Genomic DNA, 25,780 nt, shown 5'->3' on the forward strand with positions numbered 1-25,780 from the left:
CTCGCGCCACGCCAGTTCGACACCGTCGAACGATGCGAAACGATGAACGGGAAGATCGGGAACGGCCACCCGGACTGCCCTAAGCCGCTTTCTTCAGATGCCGGCGACCGAGCAATTCGGCGATTTGCACGGCATTCAGCGCAGCCCCCTTGCGGAGGTTATCCGACACACACCATAGCGACAGGCCGCTATCGACCGTGGGGTCTTCGCGCACGCGGCTGATGAACGTGGCATAATCGCCAACGCACTCGACCGGGGTGACATAGCCACCATTCTCGCGCTTATCGACCAGCATAATACCGGGGCTTTCGCGCAGGATCGACTGAGCCTTTTTCGCAGAGATTTCGCGCTCGAATTCGATGTTCACGGCTTCCGAATGACCGACGAACACCGGCACGCGCACGCACGTTGCGGTCAGCTTGATTTTCGGATCGAGGATCTTCTTGGTTTCGACGACCATCTTCCATTCTTCCTTGGTCGAACCGTCGTCCAAAAAGTCATCGATGTGCGGGATCACGTTGAAGGCGATCTGCTTGGTGAACTTCTTGGCTTCCGCGCTGTCACCAACGAAGATGTTGCGCGACTGCTCGAACAGCTCGTCCATGCCTTCCTTGCCCGCGCCCGAAACCGACTGATAAGTCGCGACGACGACGCGCAGGATCTTGGCATAGTCATGCAACGGCTTCAGCGCGACGACCAACTGCGCGGTCGAGCAGTTCGGGTTCGCGATGATGTTCTTCTTGGTATAGCCCGAAATCGCCTCAGGGTTCACCTCTGGCACGATCAGCGGCACGTCGGGGTCCATGCGGTACAGCGACGAATTGTCGATCACGGTGCAGCCCGCTGCGGCAAAGCGTGGGGCGTGAACCTTGGTGGCTTCCGAACCGATTGCGAACAGCGCCATATCCCAACCCGTCGGATCGAAATTCTCGATGTTCTGAACCTTCAGCTTTTTGCCGGTGTCGCCGAAATCGACCTCAAGGCCCTGACTCCGCGACGAAGCTACGACTGCGATTTCATCGGCAGGGAATTCACGTTCCGCCAGAATGTTGAGCATCTCGCGCCCGACATTGCCCGTGGCGCCTGCGACGACGATCCGGTAACCCATTACTTCTGTTCCTTATTTACAACCTGGCGGTCCAGAAACCCCAGTATCGTCTTCCATAAATGGGCAGAGATGCCCGGTCCGGCAACCCGGTGCGTTTGCCCCGGGTAGACCATTGTTTCGAACGGATGTGCTGCCGCCTGAAGTTTTGCCATCAGCGCAGTCGAATTTTCGAAGACCACATTGTCGTCCGCCATGCCGTGGAGCAGCAGCAACGGATCGGCAATCGCGTCGGCATGGCCCAGCGCATCCGACTGCATATAAGCCGCAGCCTCAGTCGCGGGATTGCCCATGTAACGCTCGGTATAATGGGTGTCGTAAAGCTCCCACCGTGTAACCGGAGCACCCGATACACCCGCCGCGAACACGCCCGGCTTCCTCTCCAGCAAGCGCAGGGTCATGTAACCGCCATACGACCATCCATAAACCGCAATGCGCGCCGGATCGACAAAGTTCTGCTTCTTAAGCCAGTCGACTCCCGCAATCTGGTCATCGACCTCGACCGAGGACATGGCGCGATAGATCTGACCTTCGAATGCCACACCACGATCCGGCGTTCCGCGACCGTCGATCGAGAACACGACCCAGCCCTGTTGCACCAGATACTGCTGGAGCGCACCGCCCCAGGCATCGGTCACCTGACGCCCCGCCCCCGGGCCGCCATAAACCTGCACGAACACCGGCGCGCGCTGGCCCTTCGTCAGTTGCGGCTTCAACAACTTGTAGTGCAGCACCGATCCATCCGCCGCCGTCAGCGTACCGAACGTCGTTGCGACATGGGCCGCGAGGTACGGCGCATACGGATGCGTCGCGTCGATCCGGTTTTCCTCGACCCAAGACAGTCGCTTACCAGTCGCGTCCGCCAGATAGGTCTGCTCGGGCTGACTGGGATTGGAGCGCGTCACGATGACATGACTGGCATCCCTGCTCATCACGGCCGTATTCCACCAGCCTGCCTCAGTCAGCAGCGTAACCGCACCACCAGCCAGCGCCACCGAATACAGGTTCTGGTCGATCGGCGTTTCACGGTTGCCGGTAAAATAGACCAGCCCCTTCGCTTCATCGACACCAACGACGCCGCGCACCATCCACGGTCCATGCGTCAATTGCGTCCACTGACCCGCCTGCCAGCGATACAAATGGCTGAACCCGTCACGCTCGGACGACCACAAAATACTGCCATCTTTCAGACCGCGGAAATTGTCATGCAGGTTGAGCCACGTCTTGGCATGTTCAGTGAAAACCACGGCTGATTTACCAGTGGCCGGATCGACCCGCAGCAAGTCGAGTGCCTTCTGGTCGCGGCTCTCACGCTGTACAAACAGCGTCTTGCCATCTGCTGCCCAGTTCACGCGCGCCAGATAGATATCGGCATTGGTGCCAAGGTCGACCTTTACCTGACCCGACCCATCGACGTTCATCACGTACAAATCGACGACCGCGTTTGCAGCACCGGCGCGCGGGTAACGCTGATCGTAAACCTTCGTCCCATCGGCGCCGATGGCTGCGCGACTGACAATCGCAACGCCACTTTCATCGACGCGAGCAACGGCAATGCGCTTGTCGTCGGGCGACCACCATGCTCCCTTGGTCCGATCCATTTCCTCTTGCGCGACGAACTCCGCCAGCCCCCAGCTCAGCGTTCCACCGCCATCGCGGGTCAGCTTGCGCTCGGCATTGGTTTGGAGATCGGTGACGAACAAATTCTGATCCCGGACGAACGAAACAAAGCCGCCCTTGGGGCTTGTCGTCGCGTCCAGTTCGGCTGTCTTGGTGGCGGTCAGCCGGCGAACCTTGCCGTCCAGCGTCGCCACGAACAAATCGCCATCAAGCGGCACCAGCAACGACTTGCCATCAGGTGCCCAGTCATAAGCAACGATGCCGCGCGTGCCACCGATGCGCGCACGCTCGCGCTGCATCTTTTCGGCTTCGGACAGTTCCGCGCCGCTTCCGATTTTCGCCGAATCGACCAGCATCCGGGCCACACCCGTCCGCGTATCGACCGCCCACAGATCATAACGCTCACGATCGTCGGCACGCGGCCGCAAACTGGTGAGCAGCGTCCCGTCGGGCGACAGTTTCAGCGCACGCGGAGCCGCACCCGTCAGCGTTGGGCTGGCGAACACGCGTTCAAGCGTCAATTTTTGTGGTGGTGTTTTGTCAGCCATAGCGGGAGTGCCGATAGCCGCTAACGCCAAGGATGTGGCAAGAAAACGCAACTGGAACCTCCACCGCGCACGTCACCCCAGCACAGGCTGGGGTCTCCGGCGGATGGAGATGCCAGCCTGCGCTGACATGACGACTGGTATTTAGCTGGCTTTGACGTCGCCGCGTGTATCGCGACGCTCGGCAATACGTGCCGATTTACCGCGACGACCGCGCAGGTAATAAAGCTTCGCACGACGAACGGCACCCTTGCGGACAACTTCGATCGAATCGATGTTCGGCGAATACAGTGGGAATACGCGCTCGACGCCTTCACCGAATGAAATCTTGCGAACCGTGAAGCTCGAACCCATGCCACGATTGGAACGGGCGATGCAGACGCCTTCATAGTTCTGAACGCGGGTGCGCTCACCTTCCACAACGCGAACGCCGACCTTCAGCGTATCACCGGGACGGAATTCAGGAATCGCGCGCTTTGCAACGTGCTTGGCAATGTTTTCAGCTTCAATCGTCTGGAGGAGGTTCATGCCCTCGGTCCCTTCTTCTTTTCGTGCGCGCCAGAGGGCGACTGGACCCGAGCGTCAAGATGACGCTCCCAAAGATCCGGCCGCCGTGACCGTGTATCGGTTTCGGACATCGACTTTCGCCACGCCAAAATCGCCGCATGATCCCCCGATCGCAACACTTGCGGGATCATCCGTTCCTCCCATATCGCAGGGCGGGTATATTGCGGGTATTCCAAAAGCCCCGTTTCGAAGCTCTCATCATCCCCACTGGAAGCCGCGCCCATTACGCCGGGAAGCAGCCGGATGCAAGCATCGAGCAGCACCATCGCGCCGATCTCGCCACCGGACAAAATGAAGTCGCCGATAGAAACCTGTTCGATGTCACGAGCTTCGAACAAACGCTCATCAAAACCTTCGAACCGGCCACACAGGATCGTCACACCGGGACCGCTTGCAAGCACCCTGACGCGCGCCTGGGTGAGCGGAGCGCCGCGAGGCGTCATTGCCAGCACAGGAGCGTCGGGATGGGCCGCACGGGCATGATCAACGGCAGCAGCCAGCACATCCGCCCGCAAGACCATCCCCGCCCCGCCACCCGCCGGAGTATCGTCCACCGAACGATGCTTGTCGGTCGCGAAGTCACGGATCTGGATGGGTGTACAGGACCATTTATCCTCCGCCAGCGCACGACCGGCCAGCGACGTGCCAAGCGGACCCGGAAACATCTCAGGATAGAGCGTTAGAATCTGAGCGGCAAAAGTCACGTCGTCCAGTTCTCTACCTTCAACCCCGGAACATCCGCAAAGTCGGCTTCATTGTTGGTAACGACAACTGCTCCGATACTCAGCGCATGAGCGGCAAGTAGGCAATCGAACCGGGCGCGCTTAAACGGCAACCGCGCATATTCGCGTGCTGCGGCTTCGTTGAATTCCAAGATCGGGATGACGCTCACAAAAGCTTCTAACACATCAGATGGCGGTGGCTTGCCGATCTGCGAACCAAGCGCGATCTCCGCAAAGCTGATTGTGGAGATCGCAATATCCCCTACCTCGCACTGAGCAATCCGCTGCGTGACTGGCGATTCAGCATCAATCATCGCAAAGATCGAACTGTCAGCATCAATCAGGTAGCGGATCACGTCTTGGCCGCCGCCTCATGCGCAGCCGCTTCGCGCGCAGCGATTGTGCTTGGCCGCTCTTCGAATTCACGCAACTCGCGCGGCAGCGGTTTCAGCCAGGGAACCTTCCCCGCAAACCCGCTGACGTCGATCTTGCGCTTCGGAGCAACAGCCGGTTCAACCCTGAACGACATAGGCGCTTCCTTCACCAGACGAACCTCGGTTCCTTCTGGAATGCCAAGCCCTTTGGGCAGGCGCAGCGCGACCGAATTGCCCGACTTGAACGTCTTGCCCAGATATTCTTCGCCCATCACCGTTTCCGTATATACATCATGTATATACTAAACCGCAAAGTCCGTGTCAATTACCACCCGCTCGCCCCATTCGGGCACGGCTTCGGCGTTCATCGGCACCATGAAACGTTTACCATCGGGCCGCTCGATTTCCAGCACGTCCCCGCGCCGAAATTCTCGATCGCAATAACACGGCCAAGGTCTTCGCCGGCACCACTTACGCAGGGCAAGCCGATCAGGTCGGTGTGGTAATACTCACCCTCGGGCAGCGGCGGCAGGGAGTCGCGTGGCACCGTCAATTCGGTCCCGCGCAGACGTTCCGCGGCGGTGCGGTCGGGGATTTCGGTAAACCGCGCAATCGCGCCGTTGCTGCCGTGTCGTATCGATTTCAGCGTGAAAGCGCCGCCATTGAAACTGGCGTGCGCCTTCAGGCTGTTTTCGTCTTCGGCAAATATCTTCAACCGCACCTCCCCGCCCACGCCATGCGCGCCGATGATTGCGGCGAGGGTGACGGAGCGGGGGGCGGTCAAGATCAGGCCTGGGTTGGCGTTGGTTCAGCTTCGGCTGCACCCTCGGCAGGAGCAGTTGCGCTCTCGCCGATAGGAGCTTCAGCAGCGGCATCGACAGCGCCCTCAGCAGGAGCTTCAGCCGAAACACCTTCGTTGGTCGGCGCTTCTGCAGCAGGTGCTTCTGCGACTGGAGCGGCTTCAACTTCAGCAACCGGAGCAGCTTCGGCTTCAACCGCAGGTGCTTCGGCGGCTGGCGCTTCTACAGCAGCTTCTTCAACGACTGGCTCGGGAGCAGGCGCAGCAGCGGCGGCTGCAGCAGCTTCTGCGGCATCGGCAATGCGCTTCTCATTCTCTTCCTTGCGCTCGACGGCCTTTTCGCCGGGCTTACCCTTGTTCGGGTTGTTGCGAGCAGCGCGCTCAAGAACGCCAGCAGCATCGAGAAAGCGGGCAACGCGGTCGGTTGGCTGCGCACCAACGCTCAGCCAATGCTTCGCACGGTCAGTGTCGAGCACGACGCGCGCAGCATCATCCTTGGCGAGCAGCGGGTTATAGCTGCCGATACGCTCGATAAACGCACCGTCGCGTGGCGAACGGGCATCGGCGACGATGATGCGATAATAAGGGCGCTTCTTCGAACCACCGCGCGACAAACGAATTGCAACTGCCATCTGTATTTTCCTTCTTTAATTACGTTAATTCGTGAAACTGAAAACTATTTGCGGGGAAAACCGGGGGCATTCCGCCACCGCCGCCCAACATTCCGGCAAGCCCGCCAAGGCCACCGCCAGCACCGCCGCCCATCATGCCCATGAGCGCCTTCATGCCGCCCATCTTCTTGAGCTTTTTCATGGCGGTCGCCATTTCCTGATGCATTTTCAACAGCTTGTTGACGTCCTGCACCGTCGTCCCCGACCCCTTGGCGATCCGAATCTTGCGCTTGGCCTGTAGCAGCTCGGGCTTGGCGCGCTCCTTCGCCGTCATCGACCCGATCATCGCGTCCATATGGATCAGCATTTTATCGCTGACCGCACCGGACGCCATTGCCGCCTGCGCCTTTTTCATGCCGGGGATCATGCCCGCCAATGCACCAAGACCGCCCATTTTCTGCATCTGCGCTAGCTGCTGACGAAGGTCGTTCAGATCGAACTGCCCCTTGGCCATCTTGGCGGCCATCGCCTCGGCATCTTCGACCTGAATACTCTCAGCAGCGCGCTCGACCAGCGAGACGACGTCGCCCATACCGAGGATGCGCCCTGCAACCCGGCTTGGGTGGAACAGTTCCAGCCCGTCGAGTTTTTCGCCCGTACCGACGAACTTGATCGGCTTGCCGGTGACAGCACGCATCGACAGCGCAGCACCGCCACGCGCATCGCCATCCATACGCGTCAGGATAACGCCGGTCAGCGACACCTGATCGGTAAAGCTTTTCGCGACGTTAACCGCATCCTGTCCGGTCAGCGCATCGACGACCAGCAAAGTCTCTGCTGGCGACGACACATCCGAAACCGCGCGCATTTCGTCCATCAACGCCTGATCGACATGCAGGCGGCCTGCGGTGTCGAGCATCAGGACATCATAGCCCTGCAATCTGGCGGCATTCAGCGCGCGACGGGCGATCTCGACTGGCTGCTGACCCGCCACGACCGGCAAAGTCGCAACATTGATCTGCGACCCCAGAACCGCCAATTGCTCCTGTGCAGCAGGGCGATTGACGTCCAGCGACGCCATTAAGACCTTTTTACGGTCTTTTTCGGTCAGTCTTTTGGCTATTTTGGCCGTTGTGGTCGTTTTTCCCGACCCCTGAAGACCGACCATCATGATGATCGCGGGCGGCGTTACGTCCAGTTCGAGGTCCGCCGTATCGCTGCCAAGCATGTCGACCAGCGCATCATTGACGATCTTTACGACCTGCTGACCCGGCGTGATCGAGCGCAGGACGTTCTGGCCCACCGCCTTTTCAGTGACGCTATCGACGAACGAGCGGACAACCGGCAACGCGACATCTGCTTCGAGCAGCGCGATCCGCACTTCACGCATGGCGGCGCGAACATCGGCTTCGTTCAACGCACCGCGACCACGCAACGCGGCAAAGACACCGCCCAGACGATCGCTCAGTGAATCAAACATAAGTCGTTCAAACTCCAACGCAAAAAACGCCAGCGGACGAAACCTCGTCGGCTGGCGCGCATCCTTGGACGCGTTTCAATGTTGGTGCCGATAGGTGAAAGCACCCGTCCGGTCAACGCCTTACGCGCAGTTTAATATGTTCTTCACCCGTATTCGCTAGGCCGACATCTCGGAATTTACCTGGGGGCCAAACCAAGTGATCAAGGCTAATGCCAATAGCGCGAGCTCGAAGTCGCGCACGATCAATGCAAGAAACGATGTTCTCACGGGCGGCCTCGTCGTCGCTGCCCTCGTCCTGTTTGTCGGCACCGGCAGCCAGGTCGTTTCCAGCGTGCTCGACACAGTATCGGGGGTCGGCGGTGGAGTGGACCGTATGCTCTCGATCGCACTCATCCTGAATATTGCCCTGATCCTTTTCGGATGGCGCCGGTATCGCGACCTCTCTGACGAGATTTCAGAGCGAGCCACAGCGGAAGGCCGGGCCAACACACTTGCCCTGCGCGACCCGCTAACCGGGTTCTACAATCGCCGCGCCCTCACCGAACAAGGGGCCGAACTCTTTAATAAAACGATCAAGCGTCAAAAGTCGCTGGCGATGCTGATGCTCGACCTCGACCACTTCAAGAACGTCAACGACGTCCACGGCCATGCCATCGGCGACGCATTGTTAAAGTCGGTCGCTGCCGAAGTTGCCAAACTAATGCCACCCTCTGCCGTCGCGGCGCGATTGGGTGGCGATGAATTTGCCTGCATGTTCGCCTTCGATAGCGGCAGCCCCGAAGTGGTGGAGCGGGTCGCCCAGGCCATCGTGTCCCGCTTGTCGCTGCCATTCGATGCCGATGGCGCCCACGTTCATATTTCGGTTTCGCTGGGCATCAGCTTCTCGGACAGCACCTGTGAAAACATCGATGCGCTCACAAGGCGCGCCGACATCGCGATGTACGCGGCCAAGCATCAGGGGCGGAACCGTTATGCCTGGTTCGATGTCTCGATGGAGCGCGAACTGCAGGCGCGCAACGACGTTGAGTCAGGCCTGCGCATCGGCATTCCCAAAGGTGAATTCGTCCCTTATTTCGAACAGCAGATAGATCTGACGACCGGGCGCCTCCACGGTTTCGAAATGCTGGCGCGCTGGGAACATCCAACCAAGGGTTTAATCCTGCCCGATCAGTTCATCGGAGTGGCCGAAGACACCGGCATGATTGCCGACCTATCAATGTCGGTGATGCGACAGGCAATGATCGAAGCGCGGAACTGGGATCCGTCGATTACGATCTCCGTCAATATCTCGCCAAGCCAGTTGAAAGATCCCTGGCTTGCACAAAAATTGGTAAAGCTGCTGACCGAAACAGGGTTTGCACCAAACCGGCTCGAAGTTGAAATCACAGAGACCTCCCTATTCGAGAACCTAGCACTCGCGCAGTCGATTGTCGGCAGCCTTAAGAATCAGGGCATCAAGCTTGCCCTCGATGATTTCGGCACCGGATATTCGTCGCTCGCCCACCTTCGGGCGTTGCCGTTCGATCGCATCAAGATCGACAAGAGTTTCATCCTGTCGATCATCGACAACCCGGAAAGCGCCGCGATCGTCAATGCGATAACGCGCCTTGGCGACAGCCTGGGCCTGCCCGTTACCGCAGAGGGTATCGAGGACGCAGCTATCGAGGAACGCCTGCGTCAACTCGGCTGCCACAAGGGGCAGGGCTGGTTGTATGGACGCCCCCTACCCATTCCGCAGGCCCGTGCGCTTCTGGCCGAACGTAACCTGTTGCCAAGCGCCCGCGCCTCGATAACCGCGCCCGAAGTTTTTGCCCAAAACGCGACACAGCCCATTCGTCGCGTCGGCTAAGTGGACTTGCGGGCCGCGCGTCCCTAAATCGCGCGGCTCATGGCAGACCATTTTCATAAGATGCACGGACTCGGAAACGACTTCGTGGTTATCGATGCGCGAGAAAAGGCCGTCTCGATGACGGCTGCCCGCGCCCGGGCAATCGCGGACCGGCACAATGGGATCGGCTGCGACCAGCTTATCCTACTGGAACCCGCCGACGATGCCGATGCCGTCATGCGGATCTTCAATGCCGACGGCAGCATCGCCGAAGCGTGCGGAAATGCGTCGCGCGCTGTTGCTTTACTGATCGGCCGGAAAGCCGAACTCATAACGGCTGGGGGCCGCATTACCGTCGAGCCCTTCGCGGATGGCGCTACAGTCGAGATGGGCTTGCCACATTTTGGCTGGGACGAGATCCCACTTGCCTATGCAATGGATACGTCAGCAATGCCCGTTGGATGGGAAGGTCTGTCCGACCCCGCCGCAGTCAACGTTGGTAATCCGCATCTGATTTTCTTTGTGGACGATTGTGACGCAGTTCCGCTCGACAGGCTTGGGCCTTTGATCGAGAACGACCCACTTTTCCCTGAACGAATCAACGTCAACGTGGCGACTTTGACTGGGCCGAACGCTATAAAATTACGCGTTTGGGAAAGGGGTGCCGGGTTGACGCTTGCTTGCGGTACAGGCGCCTGCGCCACTGCCGTCGCGGCGATCCGCAGCAAACGAGTAACTTCTCCGGTAGAAGTCTCACTCCCCGGCGGCATCCTCACGATCGCCTGGGCTGGAGGCGAACAAATCACGATGACCGGCCCAGCCACGCATGTTTTCACTGGTGAAACCCACTGGGCAAATTTCGACTGATGGGAGTCGAGGTTCACAATTTCGGGTGCCGACTGAACATCGCAGAGGGAGAGGCTATTCGCCTCGCCGCGGCAGACGCTGGAGCCATCACCGTCATCAACAGCTGTGCCGTGACGAACGAGGCAGTACAAAAGGCGCGGCAGGCCGTCCGCCGCGCAGCACGGACACGGCCCGGTGCGCGGATCGTCGTCACCGGGTGTGCCGCGCAGATTGACCCCGCCCGCTTTGCCGCGATGCCCGAAGTGGCCGCAGTGATCGGCAATCGAGAAAAGCGGTTGGCCTCCGCTTATTCAGGCGCTGGCGAAGTGGGTGACATATTCACAGTCGCCCCTCTGCTCGCCCCCGTCGTCAGCGGGCGCGACCATGCACGAGCGTTCGTCGAGGTTCAGACCGGCTGCGATCATCGCTGCACCTTTTGCATTATACCGTTCGGGCGGGGGAACAGCGCATCGGCTCCGGCGTCTGCGGTGATCGAAGCCATTGGCGCGGCGGTTGCGCGGGGGCAGCAGGAGGTGATCCTGACCGGCGTCGACCTGACCAGTTACGAAGGCGGACTGGGCCTGCTCGTTGCCCGCATCCTGAAAGACGTGCCCGAACTTCCTCGCCTACGGTTGTCGTCACTCGACCCTATGGAAGTCGATCCGCTCTTGTTCGAATTACTGACGACCGAACCACGGATGATGCCGCACGTTCACCTTTCGCTTCAAGCTGGCGACGATATGATCCTGAAGCGCATGAAACGCCGGCATTCGCGCACTCATGCGGTCGATCTGGTGCAGAATCTCAGGACCGCCCGACCGGAAATCGCCATCGGAGCAGACATTATTGCAGGCTTCCCGACAGAGGATGAGGCAATGTTTGCGAACAGCCTCGCGCTGGTCGATGACTGCGATATCGTTTTTGGTCACATCTTTCCATTCTCCCCGCGCGCCGGGACGCCAGCCGCGCGGATGCCCCAAATCTCGGCCACCCTGGCTCGGTCGCGGGCAGCCACGCTGCGGCTTGCAGTGGGCGCGCGAAAAGCGGCATGGCTGGCTTCGCTGGTCGGTTCCAGCCAGAAAGTGCTGGTCGAACGCGACGGCGTCAGCGGTCACGCCGAAAACTTCGCAAATGTAGCGTTGAACCCCGCAACGCCGGGTAGCATCATCACCCTTCGTATTGCCACCAGCGATGGCGAGCGGCTTTTGGAAAGCGCGCAATGACCGAAACTTCCTGGACGCAAAAGCTCGCCAACGGGCTAAAACGCACGTCGTCCAAACTGACCGACAACCTCGGCGGCCTGCTCGGTAGCGACCGACTGGACAAGGCAACGCTCGACGATGTGGAGGATGCCCTGATCGCGTCCGACCTCGGCCCCACCACGGCTGCGCGTATCCGCGACCGTCTGACGGACGCCCGCTTCGATCGGGGTGTCGATGAAAAAGCCGTTCGTGTGGTCATGGCGGATGAAATTGCAAAGGTGCTTGGCCCTGTCGCCAAGCCGTTGCGGATCGACGCATTCCCCCGACCTCAAGTGATACTTGTCATTGGAGTCAACGGATCAGGCAAGACGACGACAATCGCCAAGCTGGCCCATCTGTTTCTGGAGCAGGATTACGGCGTGATGCTGGCGGCGGGCGATACGTTCCGCGCCGCCGCGATCGGGCAATTGAAAGTCTGGGCTGAGCGACTGGGTGTGCCGATCGTCACCGGTCCCGAGGGCGGCGATGCAGCAGGCGTCGTATTCGACGCCGTGAAACAGGCGACTGCGACCGGCATAGATGTGTTGATCGTGGACACCGCGGGTCGGCTGCAGAACAAACGCGAGTTGATGGACGAACTTGCCAAAGTCCGCCGCGTTCTGGGCCGTCTGAACCCAGCGGCTCCGCACGATGTCGTGCTCGTGCTGGACGCGACCACCGGCCAGAACGCGCTATCGCAGATCGAGATTTTCAAGGAGGTTGCAGGGGTGACCGGACTTGTCATGACTAAGCTGGACGGCAGCGCGCGCGGCGGTGTGCTGGTTGCGGCGGCTGAAAAATTCGGACTGCCGATCCACGCGGTCGGGGTCGGCGAAACCATTGACGATCTTCGCCCGTTCGACGCGAACGAACTGGCGCGTGCCATTGCAGGAGTTACCAATTGAACGTTCCTGACCAGACTGTGCCCGCACCTGCGCCAAAATCGCACCCGGGCTGGACGCTTGCCATCGACTATGGCCCGCTGGTCGCCTTTTTCGTGGCTTATAAATTCGCAGGCATCTTTACCGGCACCGCAATCTTCATGGTCGCTATGATCGCTGCGCTAGTCATTTCGCGCTGGAAACTGGGGAGAATTTCGCCAATGCTGTGGCTGTCGGCGATCCTGATCCTGGGCTTCGGGGGTCTGACCGTCTGGTTTCACAATCCGAAATTCATCCAGCTAAAGCCAACGATCATTTACCTGTTGCTCGGAGGATTGCTGGCGATCGGGCTAGCGACCGGACGGCCATTGCTAAAATATGTGCTCGAGGCGGGCTATGACGGTCTGACCGATCGCGGCTGGATGATCCTGTCGCGGAACTGGGCAATATTCTTTTTCGCGATGGCTGGCTTCAACGAAATCCTACGTCATACGCTTGATTTCGATATGTGGCTGACTGTGAAGGTCTGGGCGCTGCCGATACTTTCGTTTGCCTTTGCGCTTGCCAACATTCCAATTTTGACAAAGCACGGTTTCGGCGAGGCGGTTGCTGCTAAGCCCCCGAGGGTTGATACATTCGATTGGCCGCCCCCTCCCCGGTTAAAGGGAGAAGGCACCGGGATTATTTCTGATCCGCGCGCAATGCACCGTTGCCGTCGAGATTCTGGGCAACGAAGTCCCAGTTGATGATATTGCCAAGCACTGTCTCGGCGTACTTCGGCCGCGCGTTACGATAGTCGATGTAATAGGCATGTTCCCACACATCGAGAACGAGCAGCGGTTTGGGGCCTTTATCGGCGGGTGTGTCCGCATCGTGCAGCGAAGTGATCGCCAGCGTGTCGCCATCAAGTACCAACCAGGCCCAGCCACTGGCAAAATGGCCGACCGCTTCCTTCACCAATGCTTCGACCAGCGCCTCTGTCGATCCGAACTTCGCCGTTATCAGGTCGGCCAACTTGCTGGTCGGTTTTTGACCTGCGGGCGCAAGGCACTGCCAGAAAAAGCTGTGGTTCCAGATCTGCGCTGCATTATTAAATAAAGCTTTGTCACCAGCGGCCCGCGCCGTCGCTATGGTTTCAATCAGTGACTGCTGCGCACTGCCTTTGTCAGCGATCAGCGAGTTCGCTTTGTCGACATAGGCTTTGTGATGTTTGCCGTGATGATATTCAAGCGTTTCCGCCGACATGTGCGGTTGGAGAGCCGCGGGGTCGTAAGGAAGCTCGGGCAATACGAAAGGCATTCTAATCTCCGTGAAAAGTAGAAAGGGGGTTAGGTGTCGGGCCGATAACGCATGAAACTCGTAAAATGCTACGTCAGATCGCAGCTTTTTTCTCGAGCAGACCGTGCTTGCGCAAACAGTGGCGTAATTGATCGTAACTGAGAGAAAGAGCCCTCGCCGCGTCACGCTGATTGAAGCGGCAACGGGCCAACGTGGCTTCGAGGATCGCGCGCTCATGCGCATCGACGGCGGCGCGCAGATCGCCGATGTTTTCGGTGACGATACGCAGCGGCGCATCAATCGCGACTGGCACCGGCCCGGTAGCGGCGGCAACCTCGACGGGACGCCAGGGGGAAGCAAACGGGTCGAACTCGATGTGATCGACTGGGAGGTCGGGACTGTCCCAACGATAGACCGCACGTTCCACCACGTTACGAAGCTCGCGGACGTTTCCGGGCCAGCCATGCCCTTGAAGCAATCGGTGCGCATCGTTGGAAAAGCCGGGCCAGCTATCCCAGCCAATTTCGGAGGCCATACGCCGACCGAAGTGATCGGTCAGCACGCGCACGTCGCCCTCACGCGCACGAAGCGGCGGTAGGGTCAGCACTTCGAACGCGAGACGATCGAGCAAATCGGCGCGAAACCGCCCCTTATCGACCAAGTTAGGCAAATGTTCGTTGGTTGCGGCAACGATGCGGACGTCGACGCGCACCGCGTTGTTTGCGCCGATGCGAGTAACCTCGCCATATTCAACGGCGCGCAACAGGCGTTCCTGCGCGGCAGCCGACAACGTTGCCAGTTCGTCGAGAAACAGGGTCCCGCCATCCGCTTCCTCGAAACGCCCGGCTCGCGCCCGCGTCGCGCCGGTGAAGGCACCGGCTTCGTGTCCGAATAGTTCAGCTTCGATCAGGCTCTCGGTCAGCGCGGCGCAGTTCATCGTTACCAGTGGTCCCGCCCAGCGCGGGCTGAGGCGATGGAGGCGTTCTGCGACGAGTTCCTTGCCCGTTCCCCGTTCACCGATAATGAGGACAGGGCGATTGAGTGCTGCCGCTCTGCTCGCTCTTTCAATGCTGTCGAGAAATGCGCCCGACTCTCCGACGAATGCTTCGTTTCTTTCCATTAACAATTAATGGCGTAATTTGCTAATATTTAGCAAGTTATATCTGCGCCACAAATCGGAAAACCACGGAAATCCGGCGTTTTTTAAACTGGCACGGTCCCTGCAAAGTCATTCACATTCCCGCCGAATGGTTCGCCGGGAGCCAGATAACGCCAGGTTCAGGGAGACTTTCAATGTTCAACACAGCCATCATCAGCAACGTTGCCACCTCAATCGTCGGAGCAGCATTCTGCAGCGTCGCCGCACTCGCCATCGCGGTTCCATCGGCCCACGCCGCGGCACCCGCCGGCTTCCAAAAAGCGGTCGAAGCCAGCATCGACAACAACCTTCGCCTGCCAGTGAATACCGACAGCAAGGGTGTCGCAACGGTTGCAGTCTCGATCGACGGCAATGGTTCGGTCAGCGATGTGAATATCGTCCAGTCGAGCGGCCATATCAGCTTTGACCGTGAAGCGATCCGCACCGCTCATGCTGTACGCTATCCAGCGACGGGCAAGCCCCGCACGATGGCGATGGTCCTGGGCTTTAATCAGCCCGCCACCAGCCGTCAGGTTTTACACGGCAAGCAACTGGTCGATGCCTATCGCACCGATCGCCGCCAACTGCTTGCTAACAAGACGACTGCTCAGCCCGTTGGCTGAGCCATCGTGGTCGGGGCGGCTGGGCTAACCCCTTGCCCATGCCGCCCCGGCAAACGACAATAGAGTAAGCACACAGGAGTTTTGACATGGGTATTTTTTCCCGCACCCTCGACATCTTTGCCGCCAACATGACCGACATGCTGGATCGCGCCGAAGATCCGGCCAAGATGATCCGAATGATCATCCTGGAAATGGAGGAGACGCTGGTTGAAACCCGCGCCTCCGCTGCTCGTCTGATCGCAGATCAAAAGGAAATGCGCCGCCACATCATGAAGCTTTCGTCCCTTGAAACCAATTGGGAGGAAAAGGCCGAACTCGCTTTGTCGAAGGGCCGCGAAGACCTTGCCAAAGCAGCATTGGTCGAGCGCCAGAAGGCAACTGACCTGGCCGAACAACTGGCTGGCGAAATCGCCACGCTGGAGGAGTCGCTCAAATCTTCGGAACAGGACATCGCCAAGCTTCAGACGAAGCTGCGCGAGGCGCGGACACGGCAGAACGCGATTGCGAACCGCATGGAAACGGCGAACAACAAGCTACGGGTTCGTGAAGCCTATGCCGGCGAACGCGCTCAGGATGCATTCTCGCGCTTTGAATTGCTGGAGCGCCGCGCCGATCTGGCTGAAGGCCGTGCAGAGGCAGCCAGCCTCGCCGGTGAGCCAAAGTCGCTGGAGGAAGAAATTGCTGAACTGAAATCATCGGAAAAAGTCGACGCCGCGCTTGCCGCGATGAAGGCCAAATCCGCTGTAAAGGAAGCCTGATATGGAAGACGTACTTGTTCCCGTAATGGTCGTCGGGATGCTCTTCATCGGGCTTCCGTGGCTGGTGTTTCACTACATCACCAAGTGGAAGCAGGCGAAGACGCTGACCGTCGATGATGAAAATCTGCTCGACGATATGCACGACACCGCACGTCGATTGGAGGAGCGGGTAATCACGATCGAACGGATCCTGACCGCCGAGAACCCCAATTGGAAAATGAACGGCTGAGGCCGGATATATTTAGGAGACCTGCCATGACTGCACGTCGTACTTCGTTCTACCTCGACAAACAGAATGCCAAATGGCTGGGCGTTTGCTCGGGGATCGCCGACTACACGGGCCTCGAACGGACATGGGTCCGCGTCGGTGCCGTCCTGCTCACCATCATGGGCGGTTTTCCGTGGACGCTGATCGCCTATCTCGTAACGGCCTGGGTTGCCAATCCAAAGCCGTTCGGACTGTACGAAAGCGCCGAGGACGCCAAATTCTGGCAGGGCGTGCGCCAGTCGCCGACCCGTTCGACCCGGGACGTTCGTGCCAAGTTCCGGGACATCGACCGTCGTCTTGCCGATGTCGAAACACATTACACCAGCCGCAACTCGAGCCTCGCCAACGAGATCGACAACCTGCGCTGAACGAAGGGGACTTGAAATGAACGACCCAGCAAGCTGGATCTGGGTGCTAATCCCCCTCGCCGCGATCGGGATTGCTCCCTTCAAGATGTGGATAAAGGTGAAAGAGCGCCAGCTCGACAACCAGACCCATCTAACCGCCGAAAAGACCGCACAATATGCGGCGCATACCGAACGGCTGGAGGCGCGGATGCGCGTTCTGGAACGGATCATCACCGACAAGGGTATCGATCTTTCCGATGAAATCGAAGCGCTACGCGACAAGCCGCTCAACTAAAAAAACGCTTCAGGGAGATATAAAATGAACCTCTGGGAAATGATCGTAGTCGTGGTGGTCATCGGCGCATTCGTGAAGATGTACCTGGCCCGACACGGAATAGTCGAAGACAAACAGGGCAATCATGTTTCGATGAGAGACCCCGATGCAGATCGCCTGCGCGAAGAGGTGAGGATGTTGAAGGAACGCCTCGCCGTCCTCGAAAGGATTGCCACCGACAACAACCGCGCCGTCGACCTCGACCGTGAGATCGACAAGCTGCGCTGAGGAGAACAATAATGGACCAGCTTGTCCTGTATTTCGGAATAGCGCTGACCGCGCTGGTGGGAGCGACCATATTATCGCTGATTGGTCTTAGAGCGTTCGCTGGATGGCTCGATTTCAAACGAGCCGAACTCGACAGGGGCCGAGAACCGGGAACGCCTAACACGGTGGCCCGTATCGACATCGCCGATATGAAAGAACGCCTCCGCAAACTGGAAGCGATCGCTGCAGGGGTAGATATTTGAAGCCGAATCGGTAGAGCGCAGGCCATGCCCCTGCCCGCACTCTCCGACATTCTCGCCGAATATGAATTCCTCGATCCCGACGATCGCTATCGTCTGCTGATCGATCTGGGCCGCGATCTGGAACCGATGCCCGACCCGTTGAAGACCGACGCGACATTAGTGCGCGGGTGTTCGGCAAGCGTTTGGGTTTACCCGACCCGGATGGACGATGGGCGGCTCCACTTTCTGGCCGATTCGAACGCCGCGATTACCAAGGGAATCATCGCGCTGGTCCTGACGACGGTTCAGGATCGAACACCTGCCGATATCGCCGCGACCGACATTCAGGCCGAACTTGCACCCTTCGATCTGAAGGCACAGCTTAGTTCGAACCGCACACAGGGCATTCCGAATATGATCTCACTGATCCGTTCCACTGCGGAACGGTTGATGGCATAAGGAGGCAATGCGCACTCTCGCTCTTGCGGCCCTGCTGGCCTATCCCGCTATGGCGATCGCGTCGACGCCTGCCGATCTGCTAACGATCGGGGGCGCGGCTTTCCCTCAAACCGATATTCTCGATGCGCGCGCAACGTCGGATGGTACGGGTATGCCGAACATTTTCGTCACGATGACACCTGCTGCGGCAAAACGGCTGGCGTCGATCAGCAAAGCCAATATCGGCAAGCCCATCGCAATTGCGATCGGTAACACGGTGTTGATGAACCCGGTCGTACGTGACGAAATTACCGGCGGTGTTATCGAGATTTCCGGTATTGCGAGTTTCGACGCTGCGGCATCAATGGCACGGCGGATTTCGGGGAAAGACCCACTACCCGAAAGTACCGACGAATAATCACTCAGTGAGCAGGGCTTTTACCTGAGCGATCGGTGTTCCTGCGCGAACGACCATCCATTCGCCGGGTTTACGCGAATCGATGACGGTCACTGCATTCTTCGGACACACACCGAGGCATTTGACCTCGACGATGCCAAGCGCCGCTTTCCGCCCCTTGCCGATTTCTTTCTTCAGCGCTTTTACAAGACGGGTCTTGCCCTTTTCACCAAAACCACCGTCGATCTTTTTCGAACATTTCGCACAGACGAGAACAGCGCTGCCCCAGTTCGAGGAAACGCGCTTCAACATCAGAACGCGACGGTGCGGCGATCTTCGGCGGTGCGCAGAACGTCCCAAGCAGCCTGAATACTCCGGAATTTTTCCGCGGCGACAGGGTCGTTTTGCTTGATGTCGGGATGGTTGGCCTTTGCAAGACGCCGCCATGCGCCGCGCGCATCCTCGAACGTCGCATCGTTATCGAGTTCGAGGATGCTCAGCGCGCGCATTTCATCGCGCGACCGGGTGCCATCGCCGGGACCGCCCCAGCCATAATGCGACGCCGCCTGAAAAGCGGTCGCGTCGCGTGTTTCCTCAGCTTCGCGAGCGGCCGCATCTTCGGCGCTCAACCCTTCGAAATAATTCCAGCCCCGGTTATATTCGGCGGCGTGCATCTCACAGAAATACCAGCGTTCGGGGCTGTTGGGCGATTTCGGGGCGGGCCGATCGCCCTTGTTTTCACAATTATGCCGGTCGCAAAGCTTGACCTGCGTGGCTTCGCTGGACGTGCCATAGCCGCGCCAGCGTGGGAAACCCCAGTCGAGATTGCGTGAAGATCGAGTCATTGAAGGCTATCTAGGGCGGAGCAGCCCTAAACGCCACATCCGTACTGGAAAAAGCACATCGTCAGTCGCTGAGTGCTGATACTGCTCGTTCTATCCGCCGCAGACTAACCGCGCTGGGCGAGCCATTCATTGCACCAGCGGCCGCATCCATGAGCTTTCGCGCACCGAAACTTGCCGCCAGACCTTTCATTCGCTCAGCCGCCGCACGCCAATCGTCCCGCGACTCGGCGCTACGCAAGGCGGCAAGATACGACGACGCGCTCTCGAAAAAGACACCGCGCAATTCGGCCATCAAACGAGGTTCATCACCAACCACTGCGGCAAGGGCCGCTTCGAGTGCTCCGAGGTCATATGCCATGACCAGTTCTTATGCGACGAACGGTTAACGCGGCGTTGCACTGTTCGTTCGCGTTTCAGAATGAGTATGGTAAACACTCGTCATGAACGGGGGATCGCAAGTGGTCGGGCTCTGGCCCAACCGAACGCCGGACGCGCGCACCGAAGACGGTACGCCCGACCTTGCCGCAACCGATATGGAGGTGGGCTTTGATGAAGCCCCGCTGGATGAAGAGCGATCTCGTGACTGGCCGCGCACGATAGCAGCAGCGATTTGCGCGATAGCTGCCGTTGGTTGGGTAGTTTTCCTGCTGGCGACGCGCGTGCCCGTTTGGCTTGCAACGCCACCAACATCGGACCAGATCGCCAGCGCTATCGCTGTCGGCTGTGCGCCATTGGCTGTAATCGGCATCCTCTACAGCCTGATCATGCGCGGCGGCAGGGCGGAAACCAGCCGGTTCGGCCTGGTGTCTGCCCAAATGCGAATCGAGAACGAACGTCTGAGCGCGACCCTGTTGCGTGTGTCCGATGAGCTGGCTCGACAGCGGGTCCTCCTTGGCGAAACGAGCGAACATCTTTTGTCCCTTGGCGAAGACGCGACACATCATGTGCGTGCGCTTGGTCAGGCGATGGGCGGAGATGTCGATATGATCGTCCGCCATACGCAAGCGCTGAAACAGTCCGCATCGACGGCGCGCGCCGAGGTGGCGGTGTTACTCAGCGATTTGCCGAAGGCTCTGATTGAAACGCACGAGATGGTCGTTGCTCTGGAACGCGCAGGCCTTTCGGCGCACGAACAGGTCGGGCAATTGGATGCCCAGCTATCGGTGCTGACGGTCAGGGGCCGGGAAGCCGATGAAGTTGCCGGAAACGCGGCGCAGAAGCTGGCGGCTCATCTCGGTCGGATCGAAGGCGTCAGCGCAACTGCGGGAACGCGGCTGAACGAAGCTGCGACGACGATGACCGAAGCTGTCGATCTGGCATTGAACCACGCAGCGCGTGCGGGCGATGCAGCGCGACAGGGAATGGAAGCACAGGGCGCGGCAATGATGGCACTCGTCGATCAGGCACAGGCAGCACTTGCCCGAACCGGCGCGGATTCGGCCCATGCGATTGCTGTGCGGATCGACGACGCCGGGGAGCGCGTGGAAGCGATGGGCGCTCTGCTGGCGGGCCAAAGCGAGGCGACGGCGCTGTTGATGGCGTCGCTACGCGAGGGGCTGGACAGTCTGGATGGCCGATTTGCGGCCCTCGACGAACGCGGAACGGCACGGAGCGAGCGACTGGCTGCTACCCTGTCTTCGCTGTCCGATCATGCGGGAACGCTGACCGGCGCGCTTGAGCGCGGGGCCGGTACCGCCGATGCGCTGATTGGCCGGACTGAAAAACTGATGACGGCGCTGGATGCTACGACGCGTGAGATCGACGAGGCCCTGCCCGCTGCGTTCGATCGGTTGGACAAGCGCGCGCTGGTCAGCAAGGATGTCGTGACGCGCACCTCGCCCGAGGTTGAGGCGCTCGAACGTAACGCTGCATCTGCGCTCGATAGATTGATGGAGGCCGAAGCACTGCTCGCCAAGCAGCGCGTGCTGCTCGACGATTTTGCAGAGCATACCGATGGACGTCTGGCGGCGAGCGGTGACACTGCACGTGCCTTGCTGAGCGAGATCGAAAAGGCCGATGGTGCAGCGCGTGAGCTTGCCAATGGTGCGAGTAGCCAGTTGGTGGAGGCTCTGATCCGGGTCCGCGAAACGGCGCAGGCCGCCGCAGATCGGGCACGTGATGCAATCAGTCGCGTGATCCCCGAATCCGCAGAGAAACTGTCGGAAGCAAGCCGCGATGCGTTGACCAAGGCAATTTCGGAACAGGTCGAGGTGCACATCGCTGAACTTGGCGCGACTGCGGAACGAGCGCTGGAGACCGCGCATAAGGCGAGCGACCGGCTCATGCGCCAGATGCTCACGATTGCGGATACCAGTGCTGCTGTGGAAACGCGGATCGCCGAAGCGCGTGCCGAGGTTCAGGACAATGATTCAGACAACTTTGCCCGCCGGGTGGCCTTGCTGATTGAATCGCTTAATTCCACTGCGATTGACGTGACCAAGATTCTGTCGAACGAAACCACCGATGCGGCCTGGGCATCCTATCTGCGCGGCGACCGAGGTGTGTTTACCCGTCGCGCGGTGCGGCTGCTCGATTCAGGCGAAGTGCGGGAAATCCTGCGACACTATGACGGCGAGGCCGAGTTCCGCGATCAGGTGAACCGCTACATCCACGACTTCGAAGCGATGCTGCGCAATGTACTGGCGACGCGCGACGGGTCGGCATTGGGTGTGACATTACTGTCATCGGATATGGGCAAACTGTATGTAGCGCTGGCGCAGGCGATCGAGCGGCTGCGGGCTTGAAGTTCGTCACCCTGAAACGATCAGGGTGACGGAGTTTCTGGAAACATCAAGCAGGCTTGAACACCGTCAATTGGTCAACGCTCAGCCAGCCATAGATGTAGTTGCCATAGAATAACGCAAACAGGATCGTGGCAAGGATCGTCATTCTGATCAGCACCCGTTTTGGCCGAAAATTGGCAGGCGCACTTTCGACCTGCCCCGGTGTCTTTTCGACACCAAGTTCCTCGGGCGTTTTTACTCCGAACGGCAAGACGATGAACGCGCTCATCACCCAGAACAGGACATAGATGGCGAGCGCGGACTTCCAGTTCATGTCATTGTTTCCCCGGTCAAACCCGAACCACCAGAACCTCGATCACCGGCTTTTTACCGGTCCACCGCGTTGCGGTCTTGCGCACGGCAAGACGAACAGCTTCCCGCACCCGATCAGGCTCACGCTCTTTTCGTGCAGCAGCGGCGGCATCGTCACATGCTTCCAGCGTGAAGGCTTCGCGATCCTCCTCAACAGGCAATCCCTGAATACGCACTTCGGGCGTTCCACGAAGTTGACCATCTGAGCCGATAGCGACTGCCACCGAAACCACACCGTTGACCGAAATCCGGCGGCGCTCATTAATCGTAATGCCCTCGGCTGCGAGGATCACATCGCCATCCAGCAACAGCCGGCCAGTACGCTCATGACCGATGATTTTCGGACCATTAGGAGCGAGCCGCACAACATCGCCGTTCGATTGAACAATGGATTTCGGCACGCCCTGCTCAAGCCCGAAACGCGCCTGTTCGGACATATGGCGACGTTCGCCGTGGACGGGAATCAGCATTTCCGGACGAATCCAGTCATACATGGTCGCCAGTTCAGGACGACCGGGATGGCCGGAAACATGCACATGGGCCTGCTTTTCGGTGACCATCAGGATGTCTTTGCGGGCCAGGGCATTCTGAATGCGCCCGATCTGCACTTCATTTCCGGGAATTTGCTTCGATGAGAAGATGACGGTGTCGCCGTCCTTCATCTTGATCTGATGCTGGTCGAAAGCGATCCGCGCCAAGGCCGCGCGGGACTCACCTTGCCCGCCAGTCGCAATGATAAGCGACTTATGTCCCGGCAATTTCATCGCCGATTCGAAATCCACGGTTTCCGGAAAGTCTTTCAGATAGCCATTGGCGCGCGCTGCACCGATGATCTTGTCGAGCGAACGGCCCGCGACTGTCAACGTCCGCCCGCTCGCCTTGGCAACCTGACCCAAAGTCGCGAGGCGCGCCGCGTTCGATGCGAAACTGGTCACAACGACGCGTCCCTTGGCCGCGGCAACTGCCTTCATCAAGCCATCGCGAACACTACCCTCGCTGCCCGATGCTTCGTCGTTGAAAGCGTTGGTGGAATCGCAGACCAGCGCGAGGATACCGCTATCGCCGATCGCCATCATTTCGTCGGCGTTGGCGGGTTTGCCCATAACGGGCTCGGCATCCAGCTTCCAGTCACCGGTATGAAAAACGCGACCATATGGGGTGTCGATGATCACTGCGTCCATGTCCGGTATCGAATGTGCAAGGCGGACGAGTTCGATGCCAAATGGCCCGAGGTCGAGCTTATCGCCCGGCTTCATGATGTTGAGCTTAACCTGCTTGGCGATACCCTCTTCCTCCAACTTGCCCTTGATGAGCGTCGCGGTGAAAGGATTGGCATAGAGCGGCACGCCAAGATCGGCAGCAAGATAGGGTATCGCGCCAATGTGATCCTCATGCGCGTGCGTCAGAACGATGCCGACCAGATCCTTGCGCCGCGCCTCGATGAATTCAAGGTCGGGCAGGACCAGATCGATGCCGGGATAGTCGGCACCCGCAAATGTCAGGCCGAGATCGATCATCAGCCATTTGCCGTCGCAACCGTAAAGGTTGACGTTCATGCCAATTTCGTCCGACCCGCCGAGCGCGAGGAAAAGCAGTTCTTTGCCGGGCTTTGTCAAAATTAGTGGGTTCTTTCTTCAGGTCTTGGTTCGGCCAACGCCGGAGAGTTGCCGCGCCTTAGCACGAATGATGCCGGGGATTGCGTCGAAAATGTGAAATTAGCCGTCGTTTATTTCGACGGACTATTTAGCCAGGCGATGCCACATTATCGTCAGCCCGCGGATCGTCAGATCGGGTTCGATCATGTCAAAGACTTTACTGTGCCGTTCGAAAAGCGTGGCAAGGCCGCCGGTCGCAATAACCTTTACCGGACGGCCGATTTCAGCCTTGATCCGGGTAACCAGCCCTTCGATCAGGCCAACATAGCCCCAGTAGATACCGATCACCATCTGCTCTTCGGTCGTGCGCCCGATCACCGAGGTGCTTTCCGGTGTCTCGATGGCGATCCGGGGAAGCTTCGCCGCGGCAGCAACCAATGCATCGAGTGACAGGTTGATGCCCGGCGCAATGATGCCGCCTTTATACGCTCCGGTATAATCGATCACATCAAAGGTGGTAGCGGTACCAAAGTCGATGACGATCAGGTCGCCACTGTGCAGCGCATGGGCGGCAATCGTGTTGACCACACGGTCGGCACCCACCGTCGAGGGTTCGACGACATCGAGATGGATGCCCCATTCCAAAGGTGCGCGACCGGCAATCAGCGGGGTTTGCCGGAAATATTTTTCAGCAAGCACCGTCAGATTGTGAAGCGCACGGGGCACAACGGTCGCGATAACGACCGCCGTAACGGATTTCGGGTCTTGACCGCCCAGTTGCATCAACTGGTGTAGCCATACCGCATACTCGTCGGCGGTCCGACGCGGATCAGTAGCTATCCGCCAGCGCGCGACGATATCATCGCCTTCGACAAGTGCGAAGACGACGTTGGTATTTCCGGCATCGATGGCGAGTAGCATAAGGGGCCTTCAAATCAGGAAAACATCGCCCGCGTGAATGACACGCTGGGAGCCATCCGCCAAGCGCAAGCGGAGAGCACAGTCCTGGGTCAAGCCGTCGAACAGGCCATCGACCCGGCCGCCGTCCGGAATGGCGGCGGAGAGCGCAGTGCCGATGGGGTGCGCACGTTCTGCCCATGCGGTCCGGATCGCGGCAAGCCCCTCCCCCCTCCAAAGCAAAAGCCAGTTGGCGAATACTTCGGTGAGAGTTTCGAGAAAGGTTTTCGGATCGGGCGGCGATACCCCAAGAGCAGCCATGCTAGTGATAGCTCGGCCAAGATTTGGTTGATTGAACGAAAGGTTCACTCCCGTACCGACGATAATTGCGTCATTGGTACGCTCCAGAAGGATACCCGATATCTTTGCGCCGTCGACTAGAATGTCATTCGGCCATTTGATGAAAAGCGGCTGCGTCGCAGTCCATATTTTCAGCGTGTCGTACACCGCTATGGCAGCGACCAGCGCCAGCGTGGCAGCTTCAGGATCGCTGTGCCTGAGAGTGACCAGTCCGCTGGCGTAGAGATTTCCGGGTGGCGATGCCCAGTCGCGGCCAAGACGTCCACGTCCGGAAGTCTGGCGATCAGCGTATAGCCAATCGCCATCAGCCACCGATCCGCTTGCTGCCAATTGAAGCAT

31 protein-coding genes and 2 pseudogenes are annotated in these 25,780 nt (G+C 59.2%); 15 read left to right on the forward strand and 18 right to left on the reverse strand.

From position 1 onward, the window contains the following. Window positions 1-79 precede the first annotated feature (79 nt). From D3Y57_RS06535 to ffh, 9 genes and pseudogenes are all read right to left on the reverse strand, one after another. Window positions 80-1,108 carry an aspartate-semialdehyde dehydrogenase gene (locus D3Y57_RS06535; RefSeq protein ID WP_121152310.1) on the reverse strand — a complete coding sequence of 343 codons (1,029 nt, stop codon included), beginning with the start codon at window positions 1,106-1,108 and terminating at the stop codon, window positions 80-82. Further along, window positions 1,108-3,273 (reverse strand): S9 family peptidase, encoded by a 2,166-nt coding sequence (locus tag D3Y57_RS06540; RefSeq protein ID WP_121152311.1) that lies wholly within the window; start codon window positions 3,271-3,273, stop codon window positions 1,108-1,110. The genes D3Y57_RS06535 and D3Y57_RS06540 overlap by 1 nt, the downstream gene beginning before the upstream one ends. 141 nt (window positions 3,274-3,414) lie before the next feature. Continuing rightward, a complete protein-coding gene (gene rplS, locus D3Y57_RS06545; protein ID WP_121152312.1) occupies window positions 3,415-3,798 on the reverse strand; it encodes a 50S ribosomal protein L19 in 384 nt (127 codons plus the stop codon). Further along, window positions 3,795-4,541, reverse strand: a complete 747-nt coding sequence (gene trmD / locus D3Y57_RS06550; RefSeq protein ID WP_121152313.1) for a tRNA (guanosine(37)-N1)-methyltransferase TrmD — start codon at window positions 4,539-4,541, stop codon at window positions 3,795-3,797. Before trmD ends, rplS begins: the two co-directional genes overlap by 4 nt. After that, on the reverse strand, window positions 4,538-4,915 hold the full coding sequence (locus D3Y57_RS06555; protein ID WP_121152314.1) for a type II toxin-antitoxin system VapC family toxin: 378 nt from the start codon (window positions 4,913-4,915) through the stop codon (window positions 4,538-4,540). Before D3Y57_RS06555 ends, trmD begins: the two co-directional genes overlap by 4 nt. Continuing rightward, on the reverse strand, window positions 4,912-5,205 hold the full coding sequence (locus D3Y57_RS06560; protein WP_121152315.1) for an AbrB/MazE/SpoVT family DNA-binding domain-containing protein: 294 nt from the start codon (window positions 5,203-5,205) through the stop codon (window positions 4,912-4,914). Before D3Y57_RS06560 ends, D3Y57_RS06555 begins: the two co-directional genes overlap by 4 nt. Before the next feature lie 30 nt (window positions 5,206-5,235). Further along, window positions 5,236-5,717: pseudogene (gene rimM, locus D3Y57_RS06565) on the reverse strand (ribosome maturation factor RimM). A gap of 194 nt (window positions 5,718-5,911) precedes the next feature. Further along, a pseudogene (rpsP, locus tag D3Y57_RS06570) lies at window positions 5,912-6,364 on the reverse strand (30S ribosomal protein S16); the annotation flags it as partial. Between the two features lie 19 nt (window positions 6,365-6,383). Continuing rightward, window positions 6,384-7,823: a signal recognition particle protein gene (gene ffh, locus D3Y57_RS06575; protein WP_121152317.1), complete on the reverse strand. Its 1,440-nt coding sequence runs from the start codon at window positions 7,821-7,823 to the stop codon at window positions 6,384-6,386. A gap of 196 nt (window positions 7,824-8,019) precedes the next feature. On the opposite strand from ffh, the gene D3Y57_RS06580 reads away from it, so the two are divergent. The 5 genes from D3Y57_RS06580 to D3Y57_RS06600 are packed head-to-tail and all read left to right on the forward strand — an operon-like array spanning window position 8,020 to window position 13,365. Continuing rightward, a complete protein-coding gene (locus D3Y57_RS06580) occupies window positions 8,020-9,672 on the forward strand; it encodes a putative bifunctional diguanylate cyclase/phosphodiesterase (RefSeq protein WP_121152318.1) in 1,653 nt (550 codons plus the stop codon). A 39-nt stretch (window positions 9,673-9,711) separates the two neighbouring features. Further along, window positions 9,712-10,518: a diaminopimelate epimerase gene (dapF, locus tag D3Y57_RS06585; RefSeq protein ID WP_121152319.1), complete on the forward strand. Its 807-nt coding sequence runs from the start codon at window positions 9,712-9,714 to the stop codon at window positions 10,516-10,518. Next, window positions 10,515-11,720 carry a tRNA (N(6)-L-threonylcarbamoyladenosine(37)-C(2))-methylthiotransferase MtaB gene (gene mtaB, locus D3Y57_RS06590; RefSeq protein ID WP_430739057.1) on the forward strand — a complete coding sequence of 402 codons (1,206 nt, stop codon included), beginning with the start codon at window positions 10,515-10,517 and terminating at the stop codon, window positions 11,718-11,720. Before dapF ends, mtaB begins: the two co-directional genes overlap by 4 nt. Next, a complete protein-coding gene (ftsY, locus tag D3Y57_RS06595) occupies window positions 11,717-12,643 on the forward strand; it encodes a signal recognition particle-docking protein FtsY (RefSeq protein ID WP_121152321.1) in 927 nt (308 codons plus the stop codon). Before mtaB ends, ftsY begins: the two co-directional genes overlap by 4 nt. After that, complete coding sequence (locus tag D3Y57_RS06600) at window positions 12,640-13,365, forward strand: inner membrane-spanning protein YciB (RefSeq protein WP_239025967.1); 726 nt, start codon at window positions 12,640-12,642, stop codon at window positions 13,363-13,365. The genes ftsY and D3Y57_RS06600 overlap by 4 nt, the downstream gene beginning before the upstream one ends. Here the strand turns inward: D3Y57_RS06600 and D3Y57_RS06605 are convergent. Together D3Y57_RS06605 and pspF are read right to left on the reverse strand one after the other, a co-directional pair. Next, complete coding sequence (locus tag D3Y57_RS06605) at window positions 13,301-13,918, reverse strand: superoxide dismutase (RefSeq protein ID WP_121152322.1); 618 nt, start codon at window positions 13,916-13,918, stop codon at window positions 13,301-13,303. The two genes, D3Y57_RS06600 and D3Y57_RS06605, sit on opposite strands and share 65 nt — an antisense overlap. 73 nt (window positions 13,919-13,991) lie before the next feature. Beyond that, window positions 13,992-15,017, reverse strand: a complete 1,026-nt coding sequence (gene pspF, locus D3Y57_RS06610; protein WP_121152323.1) for a phage shock protein operon transcriptional activator — start codon at window positions 15,015-15,017, stop codon at window positions 13,992-13,994. Window positions 15,018-15,190: 173 nt separating this feature from the next. Between pspF and D3Y57_RS06615 the strand changes: the two genes are divergently transcribed. From D3Y57_RS06615 to D3Y57_RS06655, 9 genes are all read left to right on the forward strand, one after another. Next, window positions 15,191-15,658 (forward strand): energy transducer TonB, encoded by a 468-nt coding sequence (locus tag D3Y57_RS06615; protein ID WP_121152324.1) that lies wholly within the window; start codon window positions 15,191-15,193, stop codon window positions 15,656-15,658. A gap of 86 nt (window positions 15,659-15,744) precedes the next feature. Next, entirely contained in the window at window positions 15,745-16,416 is a 672-nt protein-coding gene (pspA, locus tag D3Y57_RS06620; protein ID WP_121152325.1) for a phage shock protein PspA, read from the forward strand. Between the two features lies 1 nt (window position 16,417). Then, window positions 16,418-16,645, forward strand: coding sequence for an envelope stress response membrane protein PspB (gene pspB / locus D3Y57_RS06625; protein WP_121152326.1), 228 nt, complete (start codon window positions 16,418-16,420; stop codon window positions 16,643-16,645). Window positions 16,646-16,671: 26 nt separating this feature from the next. Beyond that, window positions 16,672-17,052, forward strand: a complete 381-nt coding sequence (gene pspC / locus D3Y57_RS06630; RefSeq protein WP_121152327.1) for an envelope stress response membrane protein PspC — start codon at window positions 16,672-16,674, stop codon at window positions 17,050-17,052. 16 nt (window positions 17,053-17,068) lie between these two features. Further along, window positions 17,069-17,326 carry a hypothetical protein gene (locus tag D3Y57_RS06635; protein WP_121152328.1) on the forward strand — a complete coding sequence of 86 codons (258 nt, stop codon included), beginning with the start codon at window positions 17,069-17,071 and terminating at the stop codon, window positions 17,324-17,326. Between the two features lie 24 nt (window positions 17,327-17,350). Then, a complete protein-coding gene (locus D3Y57_RS06640) occupies window positions 17,351-17,593 on the forward strand; it encodes a hypothetical protein (RefSeq protein WP_121152329.1) in 243 nt (80 codons plus the stop codon). Between the two features lie 11 nt (window positions 17,594-17,604). Further along, window positions 17,605-17,835 (forward strand): hypothetical protein, encoded by a 231-nt coding sequence (locus tag D3Y57_RS06645; RefSeq protein WP_121152330.1) that lies wholly within the window; start codon window positions 17,605-17,607, stop codon window positions 17,833-17,835. A 24-nt stretch (window positions 17,836-17,859) separates the two neighbouring features. Beyond that, window positions 17,860-18,273, forward strand: a complete 414-nt coding sequence (locus D3Y57_RS06650; protein ID WP_121152331.1) for a SufE family protein — start codon at window positions 17,860-17,862, stop codon at window positions 18,271-18,273. A 7-nt stretch (window positions 18,274-18,280) separates the two neighbouring features. Next, on the forward strand, window positions 18,281-18,670 hold the full coding sequence (locus tag D3Y57_RS06655) for a SecDF P1 head subdomain-containing protein (RefSeq protein WP_121152332.1): 390 nt from the start codon (window positions 18,281-18,283) through the stop codon (window positions 18,668-18,670). On the opposite strand, the gene D3Y57_RS06660 is transcribed toward D3Y57_RS06655, so the two are convergent. The 3 genes from D3Y57_RS06660 to D3Y57_RS06670 all read right to left on the reverse strand — a co-directional run bounded on the left by D3Y57_RS06660 (window position 18,671) and on the right by D3Y57_RS06670 (window position 19,852). Next, complete coding sequence (locus tag D3Y57_RS06660; RefSeq protein WP_205590094.1) at window positions 18,671-18,961, reverse strand: (2Fe-2S) ferredoxin domain-containing protein; 291 nt, start codon at window positions 18,959-18,961, stop codon at window positions 18,671-18,673. It lies immediately after the preceding gene. Further along, window positions 18,961-19,494, reverse strand: coding sequence for a J domain-containing protein (locus D3Y57_RS06665; RefSeq protein ID WP_121152333.1), 534 nt, complete (start codon window positions 19,492-19,494; stop codon window positions 18,961-18,963). The genes D3Y57_RS06660 and D3Y57_RS06665 overlap by 1 nt, the downstream gene beginning before the upstream one ends. A gap of 61 nt (window positions 19,495-19,555) precedes the next feature. Next, window positions 19,556-19,852, reverse strand: a complete 297-nt coding sequence (locus D3Y57_RS06670) for an Hpt domain-containing protein (RefSeq protein WP_121152334.1) — start codon at window positions 19,850-19,852, stop codon at window positions 19,556-19,558. Between the two features lie 100 nt (window positions 19,853-19,952). Between D3Y57_RS06670 and D3Y57_RS06675 the strand changes: the two genes are divergently transcribed. Next, the gene (locus D3Y57_RS06675) at window positions 19,953-22,238 is read left to right on the forward strand and encodes a coiled-coil domain-containing protein (protein WP_162987009.1); all 2,286 of its coding nucleotides are present in this window, start codon (window positions 19,953-19,955) and stop codon (window positions 22,236-22,238) included. Window positions 22,239-22,284: 46 nt separating this feature from the next. On the opposite strand, the gene D3Y57_RS06680 is transcribed toward D3Y57_RS06675, so the two are convergent. The 4 genes from D3Y57_RS06680 to D3Y57_RS06695 all read right to left on the reverse strand — a co-directional run bounded on the left by D3Y57_RS06680 (window position 22,285) and on the right by D3Y57_RS06695 (window position 25,780). After that, window positions 22,285-22,551 carry a DUF1467 family protein gene (locus D3Y57_RS06680; protein ID WP_121152336.1) on the reverse strand — a complete coding sequence of 89 codons (267 nt, stop codon included), beginning with the start codon at window positions 22,549-22,551 and terminating at the stop codon, window positions 22,285-22,287. Window positions 22,552-22,567: 16 nt separating this feature from the next. Further along, window positions 22,568-24,145: a ribonuclease J gene (locus D3Y57_RS06685; RefSeq protein ID WP_121155556.1), complete on the reverse strand. Its 1,578-nt coding sequence runs from the start codon at window positions 24,143-24,145 to the stop codon at window positions 22,568-22,570. Between the two features lie 183 nt (window positions 24,146-24,328). Further along, window positions 24,329-25,105: a type III pantothenate kinase gene (locus D3Y57_RS06690; protein WP_121152337.1), complete on the reverse strand. Its 777-nt coding sequence runs from the start codon at window positions 25,103-25,105 to the stop codon at window positions 24,329-24,331. A gap of 9 nt (window positions 25,106-25,114) precedes the next feature. After that, on the reverse strand, window positions 25,115-25,780 hold the full coding sequence (locus tag D3Y57_RS06695) for a biotin--[acetyl-CoA-carboxylase] ligase (protein WP_239025968.1): 666 nt from the start codon (window positions 25,778-25,780) through the stop codon (window positions 25,115-25,117).

It is taken from the genome of Sphingomonas paeninsulae (genome assembly GCF_003660165.1).
Classification (GTDB): Bacteria; Pseudomonadota; Alphaproteobacteria; order Sphingomonadales; family Sphingomonadaceae; genus Sphingomonas_O; species Sphingomonas_O paeninsulae.

Bases quoted from the DNA above. Each gene is read 5' to 3' on its own strand.
- D3Y57_RS06535 (WP_121152310.1), bottom strand. From the start codon at position 1,108: ATGGGTTACCGGATCGTCGTCGCAGGCGCCACGGGCAATGTCGGGCGC.
- D3Y57_RS06540 (WP_121152311.1), bottom strand. From the start codon at position 3,273: ATGGCTGACAAAACACCACCACAAAAATTGACGCTTGAACGCGTGTTC.
- rplS (WP_121152312.1), bottom strand. From the start codon at position 3,798: ATGAACCTCCTCCAGACGATTGAAGCTGAAAACATTGCCAAGCACGTT.
- D3Y57_RS06560 (WP_121152315.1), bottom strand. From the start codon at position 5,205: ATGGGCGAAGAATATCTGGGCAAGACGTTCAAGTCGGGCAATTCGGTC.
- ffh (WP_121152317.1), bottom strand. From the start codon at position 7,823: ATGTTTGATTCACTGAGCGATCGTCTGGGCGGTGTCTTTGCCGCGTTG.
- dapF (WP_121152319.1), top strand. From the start codon at position 9,712: ATGGCAGACCATTTTCATAAGATGCACGGACTCGGAAACGACTTCGTG.
- ftsY (WP_121152321.1), top strand. From the start codon at position 11,717: ATGACCGAAACTTCCTGGACGCAAAAGCTCGCCAACGGGCTAAAACGC.
- D3Y57_RS06605 (WP_121152322.1), bottom strand. From the start codon at position 13,918: ATGCCTTTCGTATTGCCCGAGCTTCCTTACGACCCCGCGGCTCTCCAA.
- pspF (WP_121152323.1), bottom strand. From the start codon at position 15,017: ATGGAAAGAAACGAAGCATTCGTCGGAGAGTCGGGCGCATTTCTCGAC.
- D3Y57_RS06615 (WP_121152324.1), top strand. From the start codon at position 15,191: ATGTTCAACACAGCCATCATCAGCAACGTTGCCACCTCAATCGTCGGA.
- pspA (WP_121152325.1), top strand. From the start codon at position 15,745: ATGGGTATTTTTTCCCGCACCCTCGACATCTTTGCCGCCAACATGACC.
- pspB (WP_121152326.1), top strand. From the start codon at position 16,418: ATGGAAGACGTACTTGTTCCCGTAATGGTCGTCGGGATGCTCTTCATC.
- pspC (WP_121152327.1), top strand. From the start codon at position 16,672: ATGACTGCACGTCGTACTTCGTTCTACCTCGACAAACAGAATGCCAAA.
- D3Y57_RS06635 (WP_121152328.1), top strand. From the start codon at position 17,069: ATGAACGACCCAGCAAGCTGGATCTGGGTGCTAATCCCCCTCGCCGCG.
- D3Y57_RS06640 (WP_121152329.1), top strand. From the start codon at position 17,351: ATGAACCTCTGGGAAATGATCGTAGTCGTGGTGGTCATCGGCGCATTC.
- D3Y57_RS06645 (WP_121152330.1), top strand. From the start codon at position 17,605: ATGGACCAGCTTGTCCTGTATTTCGGAATAGCGCTGACCGCGCTGGTG.
- D3Y57_RS06650 (WP_121152331.1), top strand. From the start codon at position 17,860: ATGCCCCTGCCCGCACTCTCCGACATTCTCGCCGAATATGAATTCCTC.
- D3Y57_RS06655 (WP_121152332.1), top strand. From the start codon at position 18,281: ATGCGCACTCTCGCTCTTGCGGCCCTGCTGGCCTATCCCGCTATGGCG.
- D3Y57_RS06660 (WP_205590094.1), bottom strand. From the start codon at position 18,961: ATGTTGAAGCGCGTTTCCTCGAACTGGGGCAGCGCTGTTCTCGTCTGT.
- D3Y57_RS06665 (WP_121152333.1), bottom strand. From the start codon at position 19,494: ATGACTCGATCTTCACGCAATCTCGACTGGGGTTTCCCACGCTGGCGC.
- D3Y57_RS06670 (WP_121152334.1), bottom strand. From the start codon at position 19,852: ATGGCATATGACCTCGGAGCACTCGAAGCGGCCCTTGCCGCAGTGGTT.
- D3Y57_RS06680 (WP_121152336.1), bottom strand. From the start codon at position 22,551: ATGAACTGGAAGTCCGCGCTCGCCATCTATGTCCTGTTCTGGGTGATG.
- D3Y57_RS06685 (WP_121155556.1), bottom strand. From the start codon at position 24,145: ATGAACGTCAACCTTTACGGTTGCGACGGCAAATGGCTGATGATCGAT.
- D3Y57_RS06690 (WP_121152337.1), bottom strand. From the start codon at position 25,105: ATGCTACTCGCCATCGATGCCGGAAATACCAACGTCGTCTTCGCACTT.
- D3Y57_RS06695 (WP_239025968.1), bottom strand. From the start codon at position 25,780: ATGCTTCAATTGGCAGCAAGCGGATCGGTGGCTGATGGCGATTGGCTA.